The organism is Micromonospora sp. NPDC000316, assembly GCF_042898885.1.
Lineage (GTDB): Bacteria > Actinomycetota > Actinomycetes > Mycobacteriales > Micromonosporaceae > Micromonospora.
The window spans coordinates 152,226-174,033 of sequence record NZ_JBIAZG010000012.1; the positions used below are offsets into that span (position 1 = coordinate 152,226).

Sequence of the window (21,808 nt, forward strand, 5' to 3'; positions counted from 1 at the left end):
GGTCAAGAATGTCATGGATGATCCGTCCAGCTCAAGTGTCGCTGCCGCGTGCCTCGTCGGCGGTCGCGGCGCGGCGGCGGCGGGCCAGGTGGCCAGCGAGCGCCAGCAGCACCACCGCTTCGGCCACCAGCACTGTCACCGCCCAGCCCGGCCCGATCCAACCGGCCAGCGAGCCGTACCAGAAGCGGATCAGCAGGGTCAGCACGGTCGCCACGAAGACCACCGACGCCACTCCGTACCCGGTGTAGATCAGTCTTTCCCGGCGACGATAGTCGGCTGTCGCACGACGACCGCCGCGCAGCAGCCGACCCCAGAACCGGTACGTGTCGGCCCGCAGGTCGGCGAGGTTGAGGGCGTGGCCGAGCATGTGGTAGCCGTCCAGTCGCAGGAACGGCACCAGGTTGAGCGCGACGGTCGCGGTGCCGAACAGCAGCATGGCGCCGGCCAGGTCGTGTAGCACGCCCGGCTCGGCGACGGCTCGGATGACGGCGAACGGCACCAGGGCGAGCATGCTGACGAACACGCCGGCGAATGCGGTGGCGACCCGCCGCCGGGGGGTGAACAGCACGATGTCGTCGACCTTGCAGTACGGCGCCAGCAGCGGAAACCGCCACATCACCCCGATTTCGCTGACCCGCCCGCCGAAGTGCCGGCAGGTCAACCCGTGCGCGCACTCGTGCAGCAAGATGATCAGCCAGCTGATCACCACGGCCGCCATGATCGCGGCGAGCGGGCGGTGACCACCGCCCGTTCCGGCCAGCAGATCCGGCAGGTTCGCCCCGACATACCCGGTCACGACCAGCGCGGCCAGCAGGGCGGGCAGCACGAACCACCAACTGAACAGCGGACCGATTCGGGGCAGCAGCCAGGTGAAGAGCGTGTCCGGGTCGAACAGCGGCCACCGGGCCGACAGCGGCCCGCGCCGGGCCTTCGCCGCACCCTCGGCGGCGGACGCGGTCAGCCGGGCGATCGCCTCCGGGTCGGTGGCGCCGTCGAGCAGCTGCCGGCGGTGCAGCATGCCGAAGAGCTGCTGCCAGTTCTCCGGCCCGAGCCGGCGCTGGTAGGTCGCGGCGTACTCGACGGCGATGTCGTCGAGGGTGCGAGTGCCGTCCATCCGGGAGAGGAGGAAGTGCTCCCGTGGGCCGACCCGGTAGAACCAGCCGGTCTCGGCGTCGCGGACATGGTGGATGAGCTTCTCGCCGCGCCACTGCCCGGGGCCGAGCGCCACCCCGTCGCGCAGTCGAGGGCGCGTCCAGGTCGCGTCGACGGTGGTCATCGCGCGCCGGCCGGCGCCTCGTCGAGCAGCGCGGCCCGCAGCAGGTACGACAGGTAGATCTCGTCCAGGATGCTCACCCCGAGCCGGTTGTTGGTCATGTGCACGTACGAGCTGAGCAGGATGGGCAGCGCGGCGGCGAGGTCGGTGACGGGTGTGAGGTCGCCGCCGCCGCGTTGGAACAGCAACTCGCCGCCCTCGACGAGGGCCACCACCCGGTCCCGCAGCGCGGTGCAGTGGTCCAGCCAGCGACCTTCGACGCCGCCGAGACGCCCGGACGTCCGGTCCCGGGCCGCCACGCAGATGTCGGCGAGCCGGCCGCGCAGCGCGGCGTCCATCCGGCGGTAGCTGGTGTCGAAGCTGGCGTGGTAGTCGTCGCTCGGCTCCGCGTAGGAGACCTCCCAGAAGCTCCGGTACTCGTCGAGGAACCCGGCGATCCGCTGGTCGTCGTCGAGAAAGACGGCGCACATCATCATCGTCAGCTGGGCGGAGAGGCCGAGCAGCACCGGTCGGACGTGCACGTTCGTGGTGGCCAGCAGGTCGAGCACCACGTCGCTGGAGTGCTCGAAGTGCCACTCAGCCAGTTCGATGCCGGCGGGACCGCCGTAGCGGCCGTACTCCCGCTCGTACGGGATGTGGTGGTGGCTGTTGTTCGCCCGCATGGGCATGACGCCGTCCGGACCATATTCCTCGTCCCACCGCTGCTGGCTGTACTCGGCGAGGAACATCTGCTTGTACAGGTCACCGAGACCGGCGCTGTCCACCTCGTACAGGGCGGGCCGGCGGCGCAGGAACGCCCCGATGGCCGCGTCCACCCGGGCCCGGACCACCGCCGGGTCGACGCCCGGCGCGGGCAGCACCCGCAGACGTACGTGTGGCCCCTCCATCCAGTACTTGATGAAGAAGTAGCGGCTGATCAGCCCTTCGGCCCGCAACTCGTCCACAAGCGGCCGGACGCCTTCGACGAGCATCGGGTTGGCGTTGCTGGCGTAGAAGACGTGCACGCTGAGCCAGCCGTGGGCGACCGGCGAGGGGTATTCAGTCATCGTTCACTCCGTCTCGGACACCGTTGAGTTCCACGGTCAGCTCGGTGACGTACGTGCCGGCGTCGCCGCGCACCAGCTGCTCGTCGCGGCCCGGCAGCATCTCGGTCAGCACCAGCCGGCTGCCCGCGGCGCGTGCCGTCGCGTCCAGCAGTTGCAGCGAGAAGTGGCTGTCGAAGTCCACGTAGAGCGGCTTGTGGTCCGGGCGGGCCGTGGCCTGAGCGCCGTCGTCGCCGGCCGCCGGGGTGAGCCGGCCGCCTTCCGGGGCGGCGAAGACACGCCGGGGCAGGGCGTTGTCGCGTCGCCACCGCTGCCAGGCCAGGAACCACTGCGCGTCGCTCTGCTCCGGCGTACGGGTCGGCAGGTGGTCCGGGTGCAGCTTCCACATCCGGCGTTGCAGCACCAGGTCGCCGTGCACGATGCGCGGGTAGTCGGCGATTCCCCGGCCGGGCAGCGGAACTGTCGTGCCGGCCCACAGGTCGGGCTGGGCCATGCCCAGGTAGGCGAAGGTGAGCAGCACCTGCTGGACCTCCGGCAGCGCCATCGGCAGCAGGAACCCGAGGTAGACCGGGATGACCTCGGCGTCGAGGCGGCGCGAGCGCAGCAGCAGCCGGTCGGTGACCGGGTCGTGTTCGACGCTGAGGTCGTCCATGTCGATCTGCTCGGCCGCCGGTCGGTGGCTGATCTCCCCAGGGCACACCAGCTCGTACGGGGTGACCACGGGGTGCAGGTTGAGGTTCGTCGCGTCGTACCCGCCTTTGAGTTCGGCCAGCACGGCGCCGGGCGGCTGCAGGCGCAGGAGTTCGGCGCGCAGCGCACCAGCGAGGTCCTGCCCAGCGAAGAGGTGCGCGAAGCGCGAGAAGAGCAGCGTCATTCCGGAATAGATCCGATTGACCACCACCCGGTGCTGGCCGCCCTGGTCGGCGATTTGGAGGAAGAACGACCGGGGGTCGAGCGTGCCGAGCGTCTCGGGCACCATGGCGGCGACGTCGTTCATGAACGTCTCGTCGAGCCGCAGCTCCTCGGCGCCGGCGGGCAGACGGTCGTACGCCTCGTTCATCCGCCGGGCCACCTCCTGCCGGGCGTCGTCCAGCGCGGTGATCTCGTCCTGCCGGAACCAGTTCTCCTGCCGGACGTAGCGGTTGTCCTCGTCGAACGCGCGGCGGCGCATCATCCGGCCGCTGTAGTGCTCGAAGAAGTCCTGCTGGAACTCGTGGGCGAAGGTGAGCAGGTCGTCGCAGCGCCCGCCGTCGCCGTACCGGGCCCGGAAGAAACCCTTGGTGGCCAGCCGGCGGGGCAGGTTGATGTCGAACACCGGCATGATCCGCGCGAGCGCCCGCAGACCGGGCAGGATCTCCCGTTCCCAGCGGGCCTGGTCGGCCGTGACCGGGCCGTCGGTCTGCCGGGTGGCGTCCTCGTAGACAAGGGTGCGGGGGGCCGGGATGTCCACCCGTCCCAGATCGGCGTGTGCGGCGACCAGTTCGTCGCGGATCCCGTCGAGCGCCTGGCGGCGGCCCGGCACGTCCTGAGCCGGGTACGCGGTGGCCAGCCGGTTGGCGGTGGCCACCCGCTCGGCGAGCCGATCGGACCAGTCCCGGTCGATCTGCCGCAGCGCGCCCCGGTAGCCCTCGACGGGGTCGTCGGCGTGGATGTCCAGTTGCAGGTTCGGCACCACCAGCAGGCCGACCCGCAGCAGATGGTGCAGGTACTGGGCGATCTCGTCGGCGGGCCGTCCGTCGGTGGCCAGCTCGGTGACCAGGTCGGCCATCCGTCGTACCCGCCCGCCGTCGAGGGCGGCCAGGATGTCGTGCAGCACCCGCCCGGTGGGCAGCACGAACAGCGACTCGTGGATCGACTCCAGGGTGATCGCGGCGTCGCCGTCCTCGGAGCTGATCCGACGGCGGCGCAGGTAGCGCAGCCGGCCGTGGGCGATGCGCCACCCGGTGGTAAGGGTCACCGGCAGGTCGGGGCGCAGTTTCTCGTCGGCGAGCACGATCGCCGACAGGCGACCCAGCGCGGCGAGGTTGAGCCGGGCGCTGCCACGCGTCGCCGCGGCGGTGCCGTCGGGCACGGCGTGCAGCAGCTCGCCGGTGCCGCTTGCGAAGGTGCCCACGTTCACAGTGGTCAGCCGGCTGAACGGGCTGGTCTTGGCGGCGGTGCGGTAGGCGTACTCCAGCAGTGACCGCTCGATGCGGCGGGCCCGCTTCCCCAGGGCTCCGGTCCCGTTGACGTAGCCGTCGAGGTAGCGGTCCAGGGACGGGGAGGCGAGCAGGATGCCGCCGCGCAGGTCCGGGTCGTCGGCGAGGGCGCGCAGGACGGTCCGCCGGCTGGCCAACTCGTCGTCGAAAACCGTCGGGCCGGCGGCCAGTTCCTCGTGGTACGCCGCGAAGGTGTCCAGCCAGCGGGTCAACTCCCGGTGGGTGTCCGTGCCCAACGCCTCGACCGGCCAGGCCGCCGGATCGGCTGGGCGGGGCGCACGGAGGTTGAACACGTCGCGGCGCAGCCGGATGAGCCGCCGCCGCAGACCGTCGTCGGTCAGGTTTCGGCCCACCGCGCTCTGCAAAGCGTCGGCCAGGCCCAGTCCGGTGGTGCGGAGCCGTGCCTCCAGGTCGAGCACCCGGCTGGCCCATCCGGCGCTGCGGTCGAAGGCGAGCCGGTCGGTGACCTCGATCGGCAGTCCGGCGGTGCGCAGCATGAACACCCCGGCCATCCGCCAGGAGATCGGACTCACCGGTCGTGCGGGCAGGGACACCGTCACAGGTCTCTCCTTCGTCGGTTCGGAGCGGGTCGGGGGGTCACAGCCGGTACGCCACGTCGGCGGTGGCCTGCGGGTGCCGCCCGAGCAGCAGGAAGAGCACTGTGCGTTCGTCGGTGCCGTCCAGCCCGAGGGCGGTGTTCATCGCGACGTTGTCGAAGCCGAGGACCGCGCCGCACCCGAGGTCCTGGGCGGTGGCCGCGCAGTAGGCCCGCTGAGCGACCGTGCCCACCTCGGCGTTGAGGATCCGGTAGCCGCGCGGCCCGAACACGTCGAGCACCGCGTCGGGGCGCCCCGAGATGGCCAGCACCGCGCCGACCTGACCCATCGTGTAGTTGGTGAGGAAGTACTGCTGTTGCAGGAAGGCGGCCATCCCCTCGTCGGGCGCCGGGGCGGCAGGCAGCAGGGCGTGCCGGCGTTCGCAGTAGGCGTAGGTGCCGGCCGGCAGCCCGTCGACGTGGTTGGCGAACACCCACAGCCGGGTCAGCTCGGGCCCGCCGTCGGGCCGTTTGACGTCCCCCGGGTAGCGGCGGCCGGCGGCGGCGAACGCGAGGGTGGTGCCAAGTTCGGCGGCCGTCACGTCGGGTGGACGCCGGAACCGGCCGAAGCTGCTGGATCGGCTGGCCAACACCGTCGAGAGTGGACTCGCGAGTCGGTCGAGCTGCACGGCGGGCAGCGCGACCGGGTCACCGGGCAGGTCGCGGGGCGTGGCGGTGCCGGCGTCGTCCGGGGCGGGCACGCAGGGGGCCGCCGCCGCCCGATGCACCGCGGTGACCGCGGCGAAGTCGCGGACCCGCCGGGACCGCTCGAACGCGGTGTACCGGGTCCGCACGTCCGCGTCCACGGGCTCAGCCGCCGGGCGTCCGCCCGCAGCGCCGTCCCACGTCACGGGCACGACCGCGAAGATGCTCTCCGCGTCGCCGTCGAGATCGAGCAACCGTTGCAGGGGCGCAGGGTCGAAGCAGAGCAACCGTCGCAGGGGTACGCCCAGCGCGGGCGCCAACAGGTCCCAGGAGCCGAGCAGCGCGCCGAGATCCTGGGTGACCACGTGGTAGGAGAAGCTGTTGTACTTGAACGAGTTCTTCCAGAACCGGATGCCGGCCAGCAGGTAGCTGTCGCCGGGAGCCGCGTCGCCGCCGAGGGCGGCGCGCACGGTCGGGGTGACGTCGCCGAGCAGCAGCCGTTCCAGCACGTGCGAGCCGGTGTGGTAGTGGTAGACACCCGGCAGCAGTGGCCCTCCGGCCCCCACCACCAGGTACAACTCGACCGGGTACATCCCGCCGCCGGACGCGGTGCCGCGCCCCCACACCGCGTGCTCGAAGTGCGCCCGCTGGGCGAGGTCCTGGTTCCAGTTGACTGTCAACCGCCGGTCCAGCACCCCGTACGACAACCGCAGGAGTGCGGCCAGTCGGGCCAGCGACCAGCCGGTGACCGGCGGCAGGTGCTCGCCGGTGTGCAGGTCCCGCAGGGTCGGCAGGTCAGGCGGTGGGGCGGGCAACGGCAGCCGAGGGGCGTCCGGATAGCTCTTGTGCCGCGACGGCTGGTCAGCCCAGTCCACCTCGTAGTTGAGTGGTTCCATTGGCGTACGGGCGCGCCGGAACACCGCCTCGGTGTACTCCCGGACGACCTCGATGGCCTCCTGCTGCATGGCGCTGCTCCTACGGGAAGGGGTGCGGGTGGGGGTTACGGCCGGTGGCGCCCAGCCCGTCCGGTCCGTGTCGCCCACGAGCCACGTACCGGTCCAGGCGCTCGCTCCAGAGCACCCGTTGTCGCTGCCAGCCGAAGTCGATCGGGACCAGCGACGGGGCCACCACGGCCATCGTGTGCACCCCGGCGACCTGCTGCTCGGGGCAGGTCTGGTCGACCGCGACGACGTCGCCGCCGAGGCCGGCGATCAGGCCGGCGAGGTACGACATGTCGGCGCGCAGGTCGTCGTTGTCCGGCCGGGTGGCGAGCCAGTCGCCGTACAGCTCGGACATGGACCGCATCGGTGGGTCGTCGAAGAGGAACGCCGCGTGCTGCGCCATCTCCGGCAGCCCGTAGAGCAGGGCGTGGTGGCTCAGCTCGGTGACCCGGGTGTAGTCACGGATCATCTCCCGCAGCTCGGGCTCGCTGGCGGCGACCCGCTCGTCGAAGCCGGGCACGTAGGAGGCGGTCTCGCACAGCGCCGCGCGGACCGCGTCGTCCGGGTCGAAGCTGGCGCCGGCGGCGAAGCAGAGTTGGCCGAGGCCGTCGCCGCGTTTGACGGCCACCGCCGTGACCACCGGGATCGGCAGGTCGGCGCGGGTGTCGAACAGGCGGACGTCATAGCCGAGCAGGTCGACCCGGTCGAGCATGAAGTGCACCCGCTCGTCGCGGCAGGTCGCGGGGTCGATCTCGGCCAGCCGTGCCCTGCCGTACCAGGCGAGCAGGAACGCGTCGCGTTCGACCAGCTCCAGCATGCCGTGCAGCAACGCCTCCTCCGGGCAGCTGCCGCTGGCGCAGCCGTTGGAGCACTCCTGGACGAACTTGCGCTCGTCGGTACGGCGGTCCAGGTAGTAGACGAGCTGCTCGGGGACGAGGCGGGGCTCTCCGTCGCGCAACGAGAACCCCCACACCCAGTGCATCGGCTCGTCCGGGGAGTACGGGGCGTAGTAGTGCCCGTGCCCCTGGTAGAACGCCGGGTGGTAGCCCAGGCCGGACGGGTCGAGCGCGGCCGGGGCGAGGTTGGTGTAGGTGTCGAACACCTCGGTGCGTCTGGCGCGCGGATATTGACCGGCGTACCGCTCCAGGCCCTCCAGCAGCGCGAACGTCTCACTACCGCCGTAGCTGTTGGCGTGTCCGCTCCACCACATCTCGTGCAGGTCGTAGCGGCTGCGTACCCGGAAGTAGCCGGTGACGGGCGCGGTGGCGGTGGCGTTGTACGCCCGCAGCGCGGTGCCGCCGAGCGCGCCGACGACGGGGTTGCTCAACGCCCCGACCGGCAGGTCCAGCTCGTCGGCCGCGCGCAGCCGGTACGACGTCGGGTGGGGCTTCGGTCGGCGGACCAACGCGGGCACGGCCGCCTCAGCGGTGTCCGGCTGCGAGTCGGCGCAGGCCGGGCACTCCGAGTCGGCCAGCACCTCCACTCGTGTCGTCTCCAGCGTGTCCATCCGCAGGTGGTGCAGCAGGGCGACGCCGGGGCGGCCGGCGGGGGTCCGACAGGCCTGCCGGAACAGGTGCCAGAGCGCGTCGATGGCGAACGGAGTCAGGTGCGGCAGGGGCGCCACCACACCGACCGGGGCGTCGTGCTCCAGGGCGTGCCGCTCCTCGCGCAGCCGGATGGCCTGCCAGCGACGCTGGACGCAGAGCGGGCACGGACCCGGCAGCGCGTCCGGTTCGCTGCCCCCGGTCCAGCGGGGGCCGACCAACGCGGTCGCGCCATGCAGCCAGATCGGCACCACATCGCTTGTGAGACCCTCACCGGTGTCGGCGAACGCGTCGGTGAGGCCGAGGGCGGCGATGCGCACGGTGATCCCGGCGGGCGGCAGGTCCTGGGTCGGCTGGCCGGCCCGGTCCTGGAGCCGTTCGTGGAACGCCTCGCCGAGCTGCTTGAGGCTGCTGTCCCATCCGGTGGAGGTGGTCCGGACGTCGACGATCATGCGGTTCACCTGTCTGCGGTTGCTGTGGTGTGGAGGGGGCGGTACCGGGGGTCCCCGCCGGCGTGGCTCGCCGGCGGGGACCCTGCGGCGGTGGCTATCCGCCGCCGCACCCGGTGCTCGTGCTGCTGCTGCAGCAACTGCTCGTACTGCAACTGCAACAGCTGGAACAGGAGCAGCTGGAGCTGGACCAGGCCATGACCATCGCGTCGATCGCGTCGACGTCCTCGATCTCGAACGTCTCGGTTTCCAACGCGCGGAGTTCCTCGGTCAGATCCGGCATACCTTCTACCTCCCCTCGGGCGTACGCGGGCCGCGGCACCGCCCGGCCGTCCGGAGCGGTCGGGTGGTGCCGGGCTCAAATGCCGATGCAACTCGGCGAGATGCAGCTACAACAACTGGACGTGCTGCGACTGCCGCTGCAATAACCCATGTGGTCGGCGGACAGATCCGCGAGGTCCTCGACCGAACGTCTCGGTCTGCAGCTCGTGTAGCTCGCCGCGGACCGATTCGGACAGTGCGACGGATGCCAGGGGTTGGGTCACGAGCGTCTCCTTGTGCCGAGGTCAGCACCAGTCGTGGGTGGGTCTGCGTCCGCACCACCACAGTGGAGCCAGCGGAGGCACGCAGGGGCTACTCGCCGGCGCGGGCCGGCGGCGGTTGGTGCATCGGATGCGATGTCCCACCGGATGACTGGGTTGGTCAGCGTTCGGGTCAACCCCCGGTTACCTCGGTCAGCCGCAGCTAGAGGTGCTGGTGCTGCTACTGCAGCAGCTCGACGTGCTGCAACTGCAGCAGCTCGACGTGGAGCAGCTGGAGCTGGTAGCGGCGAGCAACTCGTCGCCGTTCTCCACCTCCTCGATTTCGAAGGTTTCGGTCTCCAGCTCGCGGAGCTCGTCATTCAGGGTGATCGGCATGTTTACACCTCCTTCCATGGTGCGTGCCTCGCTCGGACCACTTGCGTGGCGGTTTCAGTCGGCCGTCCGGCCGTGGTGGCGCAGCAGGACCACACCGCTGCGGAACGCCCCGCTGGCGCGCACGTCGCGGGTCGTGGTCTCGACAAGCAACGCGCTGGTCCCCCGCGCGGCGAGTGCGGCCAGCACGGCGGCGCGGTCGGTGCGGTCGCCCGCGGTGTCCCCGCTCACCGCACCGGCGGTGAGGGTGGCCGGCTCGAGGTCGGCGAGCACCGGGTCGCCGAGGTCGACGTCGGTCCCCTCGAAGTGCCGCACCTGGACGCGGCCGACCAGGTCACGTACGGCGGTCAGCCGCGTGGCGATCGGGTCGAAGCCAGCGGCGAGACGCCAGTCGCGTCCGGCGGGGGTCTCGGTGACGGCGAGCACGGCGTGTGCCGGTGCGGCGCCGGCGAGGGCGAAGACCGTGAGTTGACAGCCGAAGCGGTGCGCCGCCTTCACCACGAAGGCGGTGTCGTCGTCGGCCACCAACTCCTCTTCGGCGACCACGGTGAGGCCGCCGGCGCCGCGCATGGCGGCGGTCAGCGCGTGGTACGCCAGCGCGTCGGCGAGGCCCTGGTCGATGACACCGTCGAGTGTGTCGGCGCCTGACGCGCCGGCGACCGTCCGCTCGGCGAGGCCCGTGCCGTTCGCGGCCGAGGTGGGCAGCGCCAGCGCGGCGGGCACCCACACGGTGTCGGTGCCGCCCAGCACCGTCGCCGGCAGCCAGCGGACCGGGCGGGATGGGTCGTCGGGGACGGCCCCGCTGGCGGTGTGCAGGTCGGTCCACGGCACCGGGTGCTCGCCGCGGTCGCGCAGCTGCTCGGCCGTGGCGAGCACACCGGTGTCCGGGTCGGCCCAGCGGGCGGCGTGGTCGCGCACCGCCACCCGGTACGCGGCCAGCCGGGCGCTCATCACGGTGTGCACGTCGAAGGCTGTCACCTCGCGCGGGCCGCGTCGGCCGGGCAGCAGCAGCCGGGCGGTCTTGAGCGGCGCCTGCTCCAGTGGGTCGTCGACGAACTGGGTGAACACCCCCGCGTTCGGTGACACCAACACTTGTGCCCGCTGGTACGTCTCGTCCTCGGAGCCGGCGGGTTCGGCCGCCGCGGGCACGTCCACGTCCCGACACACCGGACAGGCCGGATGGGGCAGCACCCTCTCCCGCGTTGACACCAATGTGGACAGTTGGAGCAGCAGAACACCGTCGGCGGTGTCCGCTGCCAACGCCCCGGTGAGCACGCGGAACACCTCGAACGCGGCGGCGTTGCCGAGCATGCGCGCGGTCACCTCCGGCAACGGCGCGGGGACCTCGGGGCCGGCGCCGACCGCGAGGTGTCGCCAGAACTCGGCCGCGTCGACGGCCGGCGCACCAGCGGTGAGCCGCAGGTGGGCGCAGAGCCAGCAGGGCGTACGCCCCGGCGCGACGGTCGGGCCGACCACCGCCCGCTCGTCGTCGGTGAGCACCGGGATCAGCAGAGGGCCGTCGCGGTGGCAGGCCCGGGCCAGCTCGGCCAGGCGGGGCAGGCCCGTGCGGTCGGTGCAGCAGATCACCGCGTCGGCGCCGCTCGCGTCGACAGGGGTGTCGTGCACCCGGACCTCGGCTGCCAATCCGTCCGCCCGCAGCGTCGCCACCTCCGGCCGCAACGCCTCCGCGTAGCGCGCCGGGTCGTCGTCCGGGTACAGGTCGAGTTGGAGGCACCCGTTGCGCAGCAGGCCGCTCGCGGCGGCGAGCAGGGTCGGCCCCCCACCGGCCAACGCCACGCGGGCGGTGTGGAACCGCAGGAAACGCCCGGTGGGATCGTCGACGAAGTGGTCGATGAACTCGATCTGCGGGGCGAACCGGCGGGCCACCGGCTCCGCCAACTCGGTGCGGTCGGTGGCGTCCTTGGCGAAGCCCCGGGCCAGCAACGCGCGGACCAGGGTCAGCACGGTCTGCCGCTGCGCCTCGTCAAGCGAGGCGGTGAGCTGCGCGAGGGTGTGCTCCCCGGTGAGGTACGGGCTCAACGAGGTCAGCCAGCGGAACGCCGACCTGCCCTTGATCAGGAAGGCGGTGTCCGGACCCCGCAGGTACGCCCCGGTCGGCGCATCCAGAAAGACCACGTCGTGGCGCAGCTTGGGCCGCACTTCCATGGTCTCCGCACCGTCCAGCGGCAGGCTCATCCGGTCTCCTATGCCAACGATCACCAGCAACTCGAAAGTGACTACATGCTGCACAAGGGCAATACGTTCGTCAACAGATTGTTTTGCGCCGGCCGGCGCCAAGACTAATTGATGCGCACTGAGCTGCGGAGGGGGAGGAAATTTTCCGAGGCAACCGTCGTGGACCTTCCCGAGGAGATCAACATCGGCTAGTCTGTGGGCGCCGTCGGATCATTCCGCAGGTCAGAGGCCTATTCCAGCGCCCCGGACGTGGAGTGGCCCGATGGCGTGACTCTCCATGGTGGTCGGTCCGGCCGCCGCCTGGCCGCGCTTAACGACCATTTAATTGACTACGCGCAACCAATCCTGTGACGTGGTCGGGAATGAGTAAGGACCGCCCAGATGAAGGCGAAGCAAAACGCCGGAGGCCGATTCCGCCACACCATCGGACGATTGCGTCAGTCCGTTGGGGAATGACCGATTCGCCATTGAAGTCCACGGGGTGACCAAGCGTTATCCCGGCGGTGTCACCGCAGTCGACGGGCTCACCCTTCGGGTGCCCGAGGGGATGGTCTTCGGCTTCCTCGGCCCCAACGGTGCCGGCAAGACCACGACCATGCGGATGCTGGTCGGGCTCGTCCGGCCGACGTCCGGCCAGGTCCGCGTCCTGGGCCATCCCCCGGGCACCCCTAACGAACTGGGTCAGGTGGGCGCGCTCATCGAGTCACCCGCCTTCTACCCGCACCTGTCCGGTCTCGACAACCTGCGGCTGGCCGCCCGCTACGCCGGAGTGCCCGCGAGCGCCGCCGAACGGGTGCTGGCCGAGGTCGGCCTCACCGCCCGCGAGCGCTCGCCGTTCCGGACGTACTCGTTGGGGATGAAGCAACGGCTCGGTGTCGCGGCGGCGCTGCTCAAGGAGCCCAAGCTGCTGATCCTCGACGAGCCCACCAACGGGCTGGACCCCGCCGGCGTGTCGGAGATCCGGGAACTCCTGCGCTCGTTGGGCCGACAGGGGCGTACGGTGCTGCTCTCCAGCCACGTCCTCGGCGAGGTCGAGCAGGTCTGCGACCGGATCGCCGTCATCAACCGGGGCCGGCTGGTCGCCGACGGCACCGCCGACGAGTTGCGCGCGGCGCTCGGCGGCCGCGAGTTGCTCATCGCCGCCGACCCGATCGACAAGGCCACCGCCTGCCTGCGCGACCACCCGGGCGTCCGCGCCGTGGAGACCGTCGACGGCACGCTGCGGGTCAGCGCCGACCCGACGCTCGCCGCGACGCTCAACCGCGCGCTGGTCGAGGCCGGCATCGAGGTACGCGAGCTGCGCACCGTACGCCACTCGTTGGAGGAGGCGTTCCTGGAGTTGACGAGCACGACAGGGAGCAGCCGATGATCGCCTCCGTACGCGCGGCCTGGTTCGCCGACCGTAAGCGGCCGGCGGTGTGGGCCGTGACCCTCACCTGGGTCGCGATGGCGCTCGGTTTCGGCGTCGGCGTGCCGTACCTCGTGCACCTGGCCCTGGCCAGCGACCCGAAGCAGGCCGACAACGCCGCGTCGCTGCTCGACGCCGTGCTGCCCGGCCAGCTCGTGCCCACCGGGATCGGGCTGTTCCCGCTGTTCGGCGGGGCGATAGTGGTGATTCTCGGCGCCGTCGTCGTCGGCAACGAGTACCGCTGGGGCACCCTCAACCTGATCTTCACCCAGCGTCCCCGGCGGGCGCAGGTGCTCGCCGGGCACGCCGTCGCGCTCTGCGCGCTGACCCTGCTGCTCGTCGCGCTCACCTTCGCCGCGATGGCCGCCGTCACCGCGCTGCTCGCGCTGCTCGAAGGGCGCGGCCTGGACTGGCCGCCGGCCGGCGATCTGGTCGCGGCCGTCGGGGCCGCGTGGCTGATCTGCAGCGCCCACGCCAGCCTCGGCTACTTCCTGGCCATCGCGTTCCGCAGCACCGCCACCGCCATCGCCGTCGGCCTCGTGTGGACGCTCGTGCTGGAGAACGCCATCAGCGGCCTCGCTCTCGTGCTGAGCCCGCTGGAGGCAGTCCAGAAGCTGCTGCTCGCCCCGAGTTCCGGGGCGCTCGCCGGTGCGCTGGGCGCCCCGTCCCAGTTCGAGGGCGGCACGCCCGGGGTGATCGAATCGGCGGGCGCCGGGCTGCCCGTCACAGTCCTACTCGGATACGTCGTGCTGATGTTCGGGCTGGGCACCTGGCTCGCCGTCCGCCGGGACGTCGGCTGACCGGAAAGGATGTCGAGATGGACTTCCTCCTCGCTTTCGCACTGACCGGGGTCATCGCGTCCGGCGGCTGGATCGCGTGGGGCGCGACCCGGGGCTGGGCCCAGGCCCGCGAGCGACGACACCAGCTACGCCTCGCCCAGGCCCGGTCGGCGGCCGAGGTACGCCAGGCCGAGCTACGGGAGATCGAGTTGGCCAACGAGACGTACCAGGACTTCGTCCGCCGACACCCGGACGCCTGACACCGGCGGTCACCCCTGCACCACCGCCGCGTCGACGACGGGCGTTTCAGCGCGGTGACCGGGCGCTGTCGCGGATGACGAGTTCGGTGGCGAGTTCGATGCGCGGGCTCTCGGTCTTCTCACCGCTGGCGAGCCGCAGCACGGTCCGTGCGGCAAGCATGCCCATCTCGGCAAGGGGTTGGCGGATCGTCGTCAGCGGTGGCGAGCACCAGCGGACCTCCGGCAGGTCGTCGAAGCCGACCACGCTTATGTCGTCCGGCACGCGCAGGCCGCGTTTGCGAACGGCCTCGTAGACCCCGAGGGCCATCTGGTCGCTGGAGGCGAAGATGGCGGTGGGCGGGTCGGGCAGGGCCAGCAGTTGCGTGGCCGAGGTGTAGCCGGCCTCGTGATAGAAGTTGCCGGGTCGGATGAGGGCGTCGTCGACGGGTATGCCGGCGGCGCCGAGCGCGGCGCGGTAGCCGTCCATCCTGGCCCTGCTGCACATCAGGTGCGGCGGCCCGGCGATGAAGCCGATGCGGCGGTGGCCGAGGTCGAGCAGGTACTGGTTGGCGCTCAGGCTGCCCGCCCAGTTGGTGGCACCGATTGTGGGTGACTCCTGCGGGTCGACACCGGCGGGGTCGATGATGACCACCGGGAGGTGCAGGCGACGCAGTTCGGCCTGTAGCGGCGGGTTCACCATCGACGTCACGAAGATGACGCCCTCGGTGGATCGGGTACGCATGTTGTCGAGCCATTGTTTGGCCGAGGTGATGCGCCAGTGGATGGCGGAGACGACGGTGCCGACGCCGCTGCTGCGGGCGACGTCCTCCACCCCACGGATGATCTCCACGGCCCAGGGGCTGTCGAGGTCGTTGAAGACCAGGTCGATGAGTGCCGCGTCGGTGCGCCTGGCCTGAGTCCGACGACGGTAGCCGTGCTGGTTGAGCAGCGCCTCGACGCGCTCCCGGGTCCCGGGAGCCACATCGGAGCGACCATTGATGACCCGGGAGACCGTGGGCACGGAGACACCGGCCAGTCGCGCGATCATCGCGATGGTGACGTTTCGGCCGTTGTCGGAGCCCACGGCCCCCTCCTTGCATCTGGCGGGACACTTCAGGTCGGCTGGAGGTGTGCTCTCACCCCTTGACGCTGCCGGTCAGGCCGCCGATGAGCTGCCGTTCGGCAACGGCGTAGAAGCCCAGGGCGGGGAGCATGGACAGGACGACGTAGGCGAGCACCCGGGCGGTGTCGTCGGCGTACTGGCCCTGGAACGCCTGGACCCCGACGGGCAGGGTCCACCAGCTCTGGTCGCTGAAGACGACAAGCGGCAGCATGAAGTTGTTCCAGCTGGTCACGATCGCCAGCACGGAGACGGTGGCCAGGGCGGGACGGGCCATCGGCAGCAGGACCCGCCAGAAGAAGCCGAAGGAGCCGCAGCCGTCGAGGACGGCGGCCTCCTCGACCTCGGCGGGAATGGTCCGGAAGAACTGCCGCAGGATGATGATGGTGATCGGCAGCCCGAAGGCAGCCTGCGGCAGGATCACGCCGAGCGGGTTGTCCAGCAGGCCCATGCCGCGCAGCAGGATGAACAGCGGCAGGATGGCCACCGCGAACGGGAACATCAGACCGATCGCGAACAGGGTGACAAGGAACTCGCGGCCCCGGAAGGCGTAGCGGGCGAAGACGAACGCCGCCATCGCCGCCGCGCCGACGACGATGAGGGTGCTGCTCACGGCGATGAGCATGCTGTTGCCGAGCTGCCGCCAGAACACCCCGTTACCCAGGATCTCGAGGTAGTTCGGCACCCAGGGGTCGGGCCAGCCGAGCGGGTTGGTGGACAGCTGCCCGTTGTCCTTGAAGCCGCCGAGCACCCCGAACCAGACCGGCACGACGATCAGCGCGCCGACGGCGATGCAGATCAGGTGCAGAACGACGCTGCGGGTCCGCTGGGCGCGGTTCACCGTGCCGCTCATCGCTGGCCTCCCTGGTTGGTGATCGCGCCCGCGGTGTCCCGACGAAGGACGATGCGCTGATAGAAGAGTGCGAAGACGAGGCTCATCAGGAACATGACGATGCTGATCGCGCTCGCGTACCCGACCTCGAAACGGCGGAAGCCGTACTGGTACATGGTGACGGCAAGGGTTTCCGAGGAGTGGATCGGCCCACCGCCGGTGAGCACCCAGACCATGTCGAACAGTTGGATCGTGCCGATGACCGACAGGAACACGCTGATCCGGATGGTGGGGCCGAGCAGAGGCAGCGTGACGTGCCGGAACGCCTGCCAGGAGCTGGCGCCGTCGGTGACCGCGGCCTCGGACAGCTCCTTGGGAATGCCCTGCCGGGCGGCCAGGAACAGCATCATGTAGAGGCCGAAGTACTTCCAGGACACCACGAGGAAGACGGCGAACAGCACAGTGTCCGGGTCGGCGAAGATCGTGCCCGCGTCGGCGCCCAACCACTGGGCGACACCCTCGCCCAGACCCCGGTTGGGTGAGAACACGAGCGTGAACAGGACGGCCGTGGTGACCTCGGAGAGGACGTACGGCGCGAAGAAGATCAGCCGGTAGATGGCCCGGCCGCGCAGGGGCTGGTTGAGGAGCATGGCCAGGGCCAGCGCGGCGGGCAGCTGCACGGCCAGGGACAGCACCACAAGGATGAGCCCGCGCCACAGGTCACCGCGGAAGGTCGGGTCGCTGAAGGCACGGGTGTAGTTGTCGAACCCGATGAAGTTCTCCGGCAGCCCGAAGCCGTTCCACTTGTAGAAGCTGGCGTAGCCGGCCACCACGATGGGGGCGACGACCAGCAGGAGGAACAGCGCCAGGGCAGGCGCCAGGAAGACAGCGAGGACGCTGCCCCGGCCGGGCCGGGGCTGGCGGCCGCGCTGACGCGCGGTGCCCGGCCCCGGTGCCGGCGGGTCGGTCGCCGTGTCGCCGCGCCTGATGTCCGACACGGTCGATGGCCTGGTCATGCCTGCTCCACTCGGGTTCTACGGCCGGCTACGGATGGATGGGTGGTCACGATCAGACGGTCTTTGCCACCTGCGTGATGTCCTTGACGATCGCCGCCGGCTGCTTGGTGCCGGCGATCAACTCAGCCACGCTGTCGTTGATCTGCTGACCGAGTGCGGGCGCGTACGCCTGGTCGAGGTAGAGCTGGAAGCCGGTGTTCTTGGCGAGGGTCTCCGCGACGACCTTGTTGTTGGGGTCGCTGATGGCCCCGGTGGCGTCCTTGACCGTGGGCAGCACCGCGCCGGTCTCGGCGGATCGGCGCTGGTTCTCGGCGCTGAGCAGGAACTTCAGGAAGTCGACGGTGGCCGGGGGCGCGTCCTTGCCGACGGCGAAGCCGTTGCCGCCGCCGAAGACCTCGGTGGAGGAGCCCTTGCCGCCGTCCACGGACGGGAACGGGAAGAAGCCCAGCTTGTCGCCGAGGCCCTTCTTGCTCGTGGAGCTGGACGCCTGCACCGCCGGCGCCCACTGCCCCATCAGTTCCATGCCGGCCTTGCCGTTGCCCATGGTGGCGGCCTGACCGTCGGGCGAGCCGAACTCCGCGCCGAGGAAGCCCTTCTGGAACGGCTGCAGGTCGACGAGCTCCTTGAGTCGCTCGCCAGCGGCGACGAGGTCGGGGGTGTCGAAGTTCTTGCTGTCGACGGCCTTCTGCAGCGCGTCGACCCCGCCGATGCGCATCGCCAGGTACGACCAGTAGAAGTGCGCCGGCCACTTGTCCTTACCGGCCAGGGCGACAGGGGTGATGCCTGCGGCCTTGAGCTTGCGGACCGCGTCGAGCACCTCGGTCCAGGTGGTGGGGGTGGCGGTGATGCCGGCGCGGGTGAAGAGCTCCTTGTTGTACCAGAACCCGACCATGCCGATGTCGAACGGAATGCCGTAGATCTTGCCGTCGATCGTGTACGGCTGCATGGCGGCGGGCAGGATGCCGCTGACCAGGTCCTTCACGTCGTCGGTGAGGTCCTTGACCAGACCCGCGTCGACCTGCTGCTTGAGCACGCCACCGCCCCAGGACTGGAAGAGGTCCGGCGGGTCGCCGGCCTGGGTGGCGGTGGTGAGCTTGGCCTTGAACGCCTCGTTCTCCAGGGGCTGGATGGAGAAGGAAACGTTGCTGTGCGCGGCCTTGTAATCGTCGGACAGCGCCTTCCAGACCGGGAGCATCGGTTCGGTGTTCTGGATGTGCCACCAGTTGATGGTCTGCGGCGCGTTCGGGTCGCCGGACTCGTCGTCGCCGCTGCAGGCGCTGAGTAGGTAGGCGCCAGCGCCGGCTCCGGCGAGGCCGAGCAGCGTTCGGCGGGAGAGGTGCGTGGTCATGATCCATCCCTTCGAGGAACTCATTGAGGGCTCGGAACGCCGGCCAGGCCGGCACGGGTTCAGACCTGGATCTCCGGAACTTTCATTGCTTCGTCGGTATTACCGATCGATGGCCGGCACGCTACGAGCTGTTTCGGCGGCGGTCAAGACCCCTGTCCAGTCGGGAAAAGACCGGCTAACGTAGTGAAGACTGCCTATGGTTTGGTACCGCATAATTTCCGGAAGTTTCTTAACCCGCACAGAGGAGCCCTCGTGTCGATCGACACCGCTGACGTGGCGACCGCTGCTTGGTCGATCCGCAACCCCGTCCTCGCCGGGTTCCACCCGGATCCGTCGATCCTGCGCGTCGGCGACGACTTCTACCTGGCCACCTCGACCTTCGAGTGGTATCCGGGAGTCCGCGTGCACCACTCGCGCGACCTCGTCAACTGGCGCACCCTGGGCGGGATCATCACCGACCGCCGCCTGCTCGACCTGCGCGGTTGCGGCGACTCCAACGGTGTGTGGGCGCCCGACCTGACATACCACGACGGCGAGTTCCACCTCGTCTACAGCGACGTGGCGAGCTTCGCCAGCGGCTACTGGGACCCGCAGAACTACCTGGTCACCGCACCCGACATCGCCGGCCCCTGGTCAGATCCGGTGAAACTGCACGGCCGGGGTTTCGACGCCGCGCTGTTCCACGACGACGACGGCACCACCTGGCTGCTGAGCATGAGCGCCGACTGGCGGCCCGGCCGGGACCGCTTCGGCGGCATCGAGATCCAGCAGTACGACAGGGCCGCACGCAGTCTCGTCGGCCGACCCCGGATCCTGTTCACCGGCACGCCTGTCGGTGTCACCGAGGGCCCACACCTCTACCGCCACGACGGCTGGTACTGGCTGATCACCGCCGAGGGCGGCACCAGCTGGGAACACCAGGTCACCGTGGCGCGGTCGCGGGAGCTGTTCGGGCCGTACGAGGTGGACCCGGACGGGCCGCTGCTCACCTCCGTCGGCCGCCCCGACCTGCGGTTGCAGAAGGCCGGTCACGGCAGCCTGGTCCGCACCCCGGACGGCGGGTGGTATCTGGCGCACCTGGTGGGCCGGCCCTACTCGCCGCTTGGCAACTGCGTGCTGGGGCGCGAGACCGCGATCCAGCGGGTCGAGTGGCCCTCGGGTGGCTGGCCGCGGATCGACGGAGGCGTGCCGGCCGAAGAGGTCGTCGCCCCCGACCTGCCCCCGCACCCGTGGCCGGCGGAGCCCGCCACCGACCACTTCGACGAACCCGAGCTGGGGCCGTGCTGGTCGACGCTGCGCCGACCTGCCGCCCCGGACTGGATCGATCTGCGGTCGCGTCCGTCGCACCTGCGGGTCCACGGTGGGCAGTCGCCGGTGGGGCGGAAGGCACCGAGCCTTGTGGCGCGCCGTGTCGGTGCGACGCACTGCTCGCTGGAGACGACTGTCGAGTTCGACCCGCTCGACCACCGCCAGCTCTCCGGGATCACCGCCTACTACAACAGCCTGAACTGGCACCACCTCTACCTGACCCGCGCCGACGACGGGCGTACGGTGCTGGATCTGCTCAGCTCCGACAACGGTCGGCGGACCGCGTACCCGGAGCTGACGGTCGACGCCGACGGCATCACAAGGGTCGCCCTGCGGGCGGTGTTCGACGGGCCGGTGGTGCGCTTCGACTACGACCTCGGCGCCGGTTGGCAGCGGCTGCCTGTCGACCTGGACGCGACGATCCTGTCCGACGAGCACGCGGCTCTGATCATCGACGGTGAGCCGGCGGCGTGGGGCTTCACCGGGGCGTTCCTCGGTCTGTGGGTGCAGGATCTCGGCGGCGACGGCGCGTACGCGGACTTCGACCTGGCCACCTATCGGGAGCACTGACGGGGCGGGCGGCGATCTCCCGGTCGGCACCCACACCCGACCGACCGGGAGATTGAACGTTTGACGTCGCATCGACGTACTGGTAACTGTTAATACGGTTTCCTGATTCTCGCGACGTCCACCGGGCCGACCCCGCCAGCGGTCGGCCGGCGGTGCGCCGCCGCATCCCCCGAGGAGCACCATGGTGCGCACGAGGACGACCGCCTACATCGTGGGCGCGCTGCTGATCGGCGTCGCGGCGGTCGGCTTCGGCCTGCCGTCGGCAAGCGCCGCGACCGCCGGCCCGATCACCGGCCTCGGCGGCAAGTGCGTCGACGTGGCCGCCGCCAACACGGCGAACGGCACGCCGGTCCAGCTCTACGACTGCAACGGCACCGCAGCCCAGACGTGGACCGTCGGCAACACCGACAACTCCATCCGCGCGCTCGGCAAGTGCCTCGACGTCACCGCCGCGTCGACAGCCGACGGCGCCAAGGTGCAGTTGTACGACTGCAACAGCACAGGCGCACAGAAGTGGACGGCCAGCAACGGCGCGCTCGTCAACACCGGCTCGGGCAAGTGCCTCGACGTGACCGACCGCAACACGGCCAACGGCACGCGGTTGCAGATCTGGACCTGCTCGGGCACCACCAACCAGCGCTGGACGCTTCCCGGTGGCGGCACCCCCACCCCGACCACTCCGACCGGTGTCGACCTCGACGACCCGGCCAAGAAGGACGTCGCCATGCAGCTCGTCTCGGCGGCGGAGAACTCCTCGCTCGACTGGCGGGCGCAGTTCTCCTACATCGAGGACATCGGCGACGGGCGAGGCTACACCGCGGGCATCATCGGCTTCTGCTCCGGCACCGGCGACATGCTCGAACTTGTCGAGGCGTACACCCGCACCAAGCCGGGGAACGTACTTGCCGCGTACCTGCCGGCGCTGCGCGCCGTCAACGGCACGGCCTCGCACGCGGGCCTCGACCCCAACTTCCCCCGCGACTGGCGGACCGCGGCCGCCGACCCGGTGTTCCGGGCCGCCCAGGAGGCCGAGCGGGACCGGGTGTACTTCAACCCGTCGGTACGCGACGGCAAGAACGACCAGGTCCGGGCGCTCGGCCAGTTCGCCTACTACGACGCGGCAGTGATGCACGGGTACGAGGGCATGCGCGCCATCCGCAGCCGGGCCCTCGCCCGTGCGAAGCCGCCGGCCCAGGGTGGCGACGAGCGGACCTGGCTCCACGCGTTCCTCGACGAGCGGGTCATCGAGATGCGCAAGGAGGCCGCCCACTCGGACACGTCCCGCGTCGACACGGCCCAGCGGGTGTTCCTCAACAACGGCAACGTCGACCTGAACACTCCCCTGGTGTTCGCCGTCTACGGCGACCAGTACCGGATCGGCTAGCACCCG

17 protein-coding genes are annotated in these 21,808 nt (G+C 70.6%); 5 read left to right on the forward strand and 12 right to left on the reverse strand.

Annotated elements, in window-relative coordinates:
* Positions 1-31: 31 nt before the first annotated feature.
* From ACFY2Q_RS22120 to ACFY2Q_RS22155, 8 genes are all read right to left on the reverse strand, one after another.
* The gene (locus ACFY2Q_RS22120) at positions 32-1,276 is read right to left on the reverse strand and encodes a hypothetical protein (protein ID WP_387133166.1); all 1,245 of its coding nucleotides are present in this window, start codon (positions 1,274-1,276) and stop codon (positions 32-34) included.
* On the reverse strand, positions 1,273-2,319 hold the full coding sequence (locus ACFY2Q_RS22125) for a lantibiotic dehydratase C-terminal domain-containing protein (protein ID WP_387133168.1): 1,047 nt from the start codon (positions 2,317-2,319) through the stop codon (positions 1,273-1,275). Before ACFY2Q_RS22125 ends, ACFY2Q_RS22120 begins: the two co-directional genes overlap by 4 nt.
* A complete protein-coding gene (locus tag ACFY2Q_RS22130) occupies positions 2,312-5,074 on the reverse strand; it encodes a lantibiotic dehydratase (protein WP_387133171.1) in 2,763 nt (920 codons plus the stop codon). The genes ACFY2Q_RS22125 and ACFY2Q_RS22130 overlap by 8 nt, the downstream gene beginning before the upstream one ends.
* 37 nt (positions 5,075-5,111) lie before the next feature.
* Positions 5,112-6,719 carry a SagB family peptide dehydrogenase gene (locus tag ACFY2Q_RS22135; protein ID WP_387133174.1) on the reverse strand — a complete coding sequence of 536 codons (1,608 nt, stop codon included), beginning with the start codon at positions 6,717-6,719 and terminating at the stop codon, positions 5,112-5,114.
* Between the two features lie 10 nt (positions 6,720-6,729).
* Positions 6,730-8,691: a TOMM precursor leader peptide-binding protein gene (locus ACFY2Q_RS22140; RefSeq protein ID WP_387133177.1), complete on the reverse strand. Its 1,962-nt coding sequence runs from the start codon at positions 8,689-8,691 to the stop codon at positions 6,730-6,732.
* A gap of 94 nt (positions 8,692-8,785) precedes the next feature.
* A complete protein-coding gene (locus ACFY2Q_RS22145; protein ID WP_387133180.1) occupies positions 8,786-8,971 on the reverse strand; it encodes a thiazolylpeptide-type bacteriocin in 186 nt (61 codons plus the stop codon).
* A 451-nt stretch (positions 8,972-9,422) separates the two neighbouring features.
* Positions 9,423-9,605 (reverse strand): hypothetical protein, encoded by a 183-nt coding sequence (locus tag ACFY2Q_RS22150; protein ID WP_387133182.1) that lies wholly within the window; start codon positions 9,603-9,605, stop codon positions 9,423-9,425.
* Between the two features lie 54 nt (positions 9,606-9,659).
* On the reverse strand, positions 9,660-11,798 hold the full coding sequence (locus ACFY2Q_RS22155; RefSeq protein ID WP_387133185.1) for a TOMM precursor leader peptide-binding protein: 2,139 nt from the start codon (positions 11,796-11,798) through the stop codon (positions 9,660-9,662).
* A 481-nt stretch (positions 11,799-12,279) separates the two neighbouring features.
* On the opposite strand from ACFY2Q_RS22155, the gene ACFY2Q_RS22160 reads away from it, so the two are divergent.
* The 3 genes from ACFY2Q_RS22160 to ACFY2Q_RS22170 are packed head-to-tail and all read left to right on the forward strand — an operon-like array spanning position 12,280 to position 14,245.
* The gene (locus tag ACFY2Q_RS22160; RefSeq protein ID WP_387133186.1) at positions 12,280-13,167 is read left to right on the forward strand and encodes an ATP-binding cassette domain-containing protein; all 888 of its coding nucleotides are present in this window, start codon (positions 12,280-12,282) and stop codon (positions 13,165-13,167) included.
* A complete protein-coding gene (locus ACFY2Q_RS22165; RefSeq protein ID WP_387133189.1) occupies positions 13,164-14,006 on the forward strand; it encodes an ABC transporter permease subunit in 843 nt (280 codons plus the stop codon). Before ACFY2Q_RS22160 ends, ACFY2Q_RS22165 begins: the two co-directional genes overlap by 4 nt.
* 17 nt (positions 14,007-14,023) lie before the next feature.
* On the forward strand, positions 14,024-14,245 hold the full coding sequence (locus ACFY2Q_RS22170) for a hypothetical protein (protein ID WP_387133192.1): 222 nt from the start codon (positions 14,024-14,026) through the stop codon (positions 14,243-14,245).
* Positions 14,246-14,291: 46 nt separating this feature from the next.
* Here ACFY2Q_RS22170 and ACFY2Q_RS22175 read toward each other — a convergent pair whose 3' ends face one another.
* From ACFY2Q_RS22175 to ACFY2Q_RS22190, 4 genes are all read right to left on the reverse strand, one after another.
* Positions 14,292-15,272, reverse strand: a complete 981-nt coding sequence (locus ACFY2Q_RS22175; protein ID WP_387133241.1) for a LacI family DNA-binding transcriptional regulator — start codon at positions 15,270-15,272, stop codon at positions 14,292-14,294.
* 88 nt (positions 15,273-15,360) lie between these two features.
* Positions 15,361-16,197 (reverse strand): carbohydrate ABC transporter permease, encoded by an 837-nt coding sequence (locus ACFY2Q_RS22180; protein ID WP_387133195.1) that lies wholly within the window; start codon positions 16,195-16,197, stop codon positions 15,361-15,363.
* Complete coding sequence (locus tag ACFY2Q_RS22185; RefSeq protein WP_387133198.1) at positions 16,194-17,192, reverse strand: carbohydrate ABC transporter permease; 999 nt, start codon at positions 17,190-17,192, stop codon at positions 16,194-16,196. Before ACFY2Q_RS22185 ends, ACFY2Q_RS22180 begins: the two co-directional genes overlap by 4 nt.
* Before the next feature lie 52 nt (positions 17,193-17,244).
* Positions 17,245-18,540: an extracellular solute-binding protein gene (locus ACFY2Q_RS22190; RefSeq protein WP_387133201.1), complete on the reverse strand. Its 1,296-nt coding sequence runs from the start codon at positions 18,538-18,540 to the stop codon at positions 17,245-17,247.
* A 252-nt stretch (positions 18,541-18,792) separates the two neighbouring features.
* On the opposite strand from ACFY2Q_RS22190, the gene ACFY2Q_RS22195 reads away from it, so the two are divergent.
* Both ACFY2Q_RS22195 and ACFY2Q_RS22200 read left to right on the forward strand, forming a co-directional pair.
* Positions 18,793-20,418, forward strand: a complete 1,626-nt coding sequence (locus tag ACFY2Q_RS22195) for a glycoside hydrolase family 43 protein (protein ID WP_387133204.1) — start codon at positions 18,793-18,795, stop codon at positions 20,416-20,418.
* Positions 20,419-20,599: 181 nt separating this feature from the next.
* A complete protein-coding gene (locus tag ACFY2Q_RS22200) occupies positions 20,600-21,802 on the forward strand; it encodes a chitosanase (RefSeq protein ID WP_387133206.1) in 1,203 nt (400 codons plus the stop codon).
* Positions 21,803-21,808: the final 6 nt, after the last annotated feature.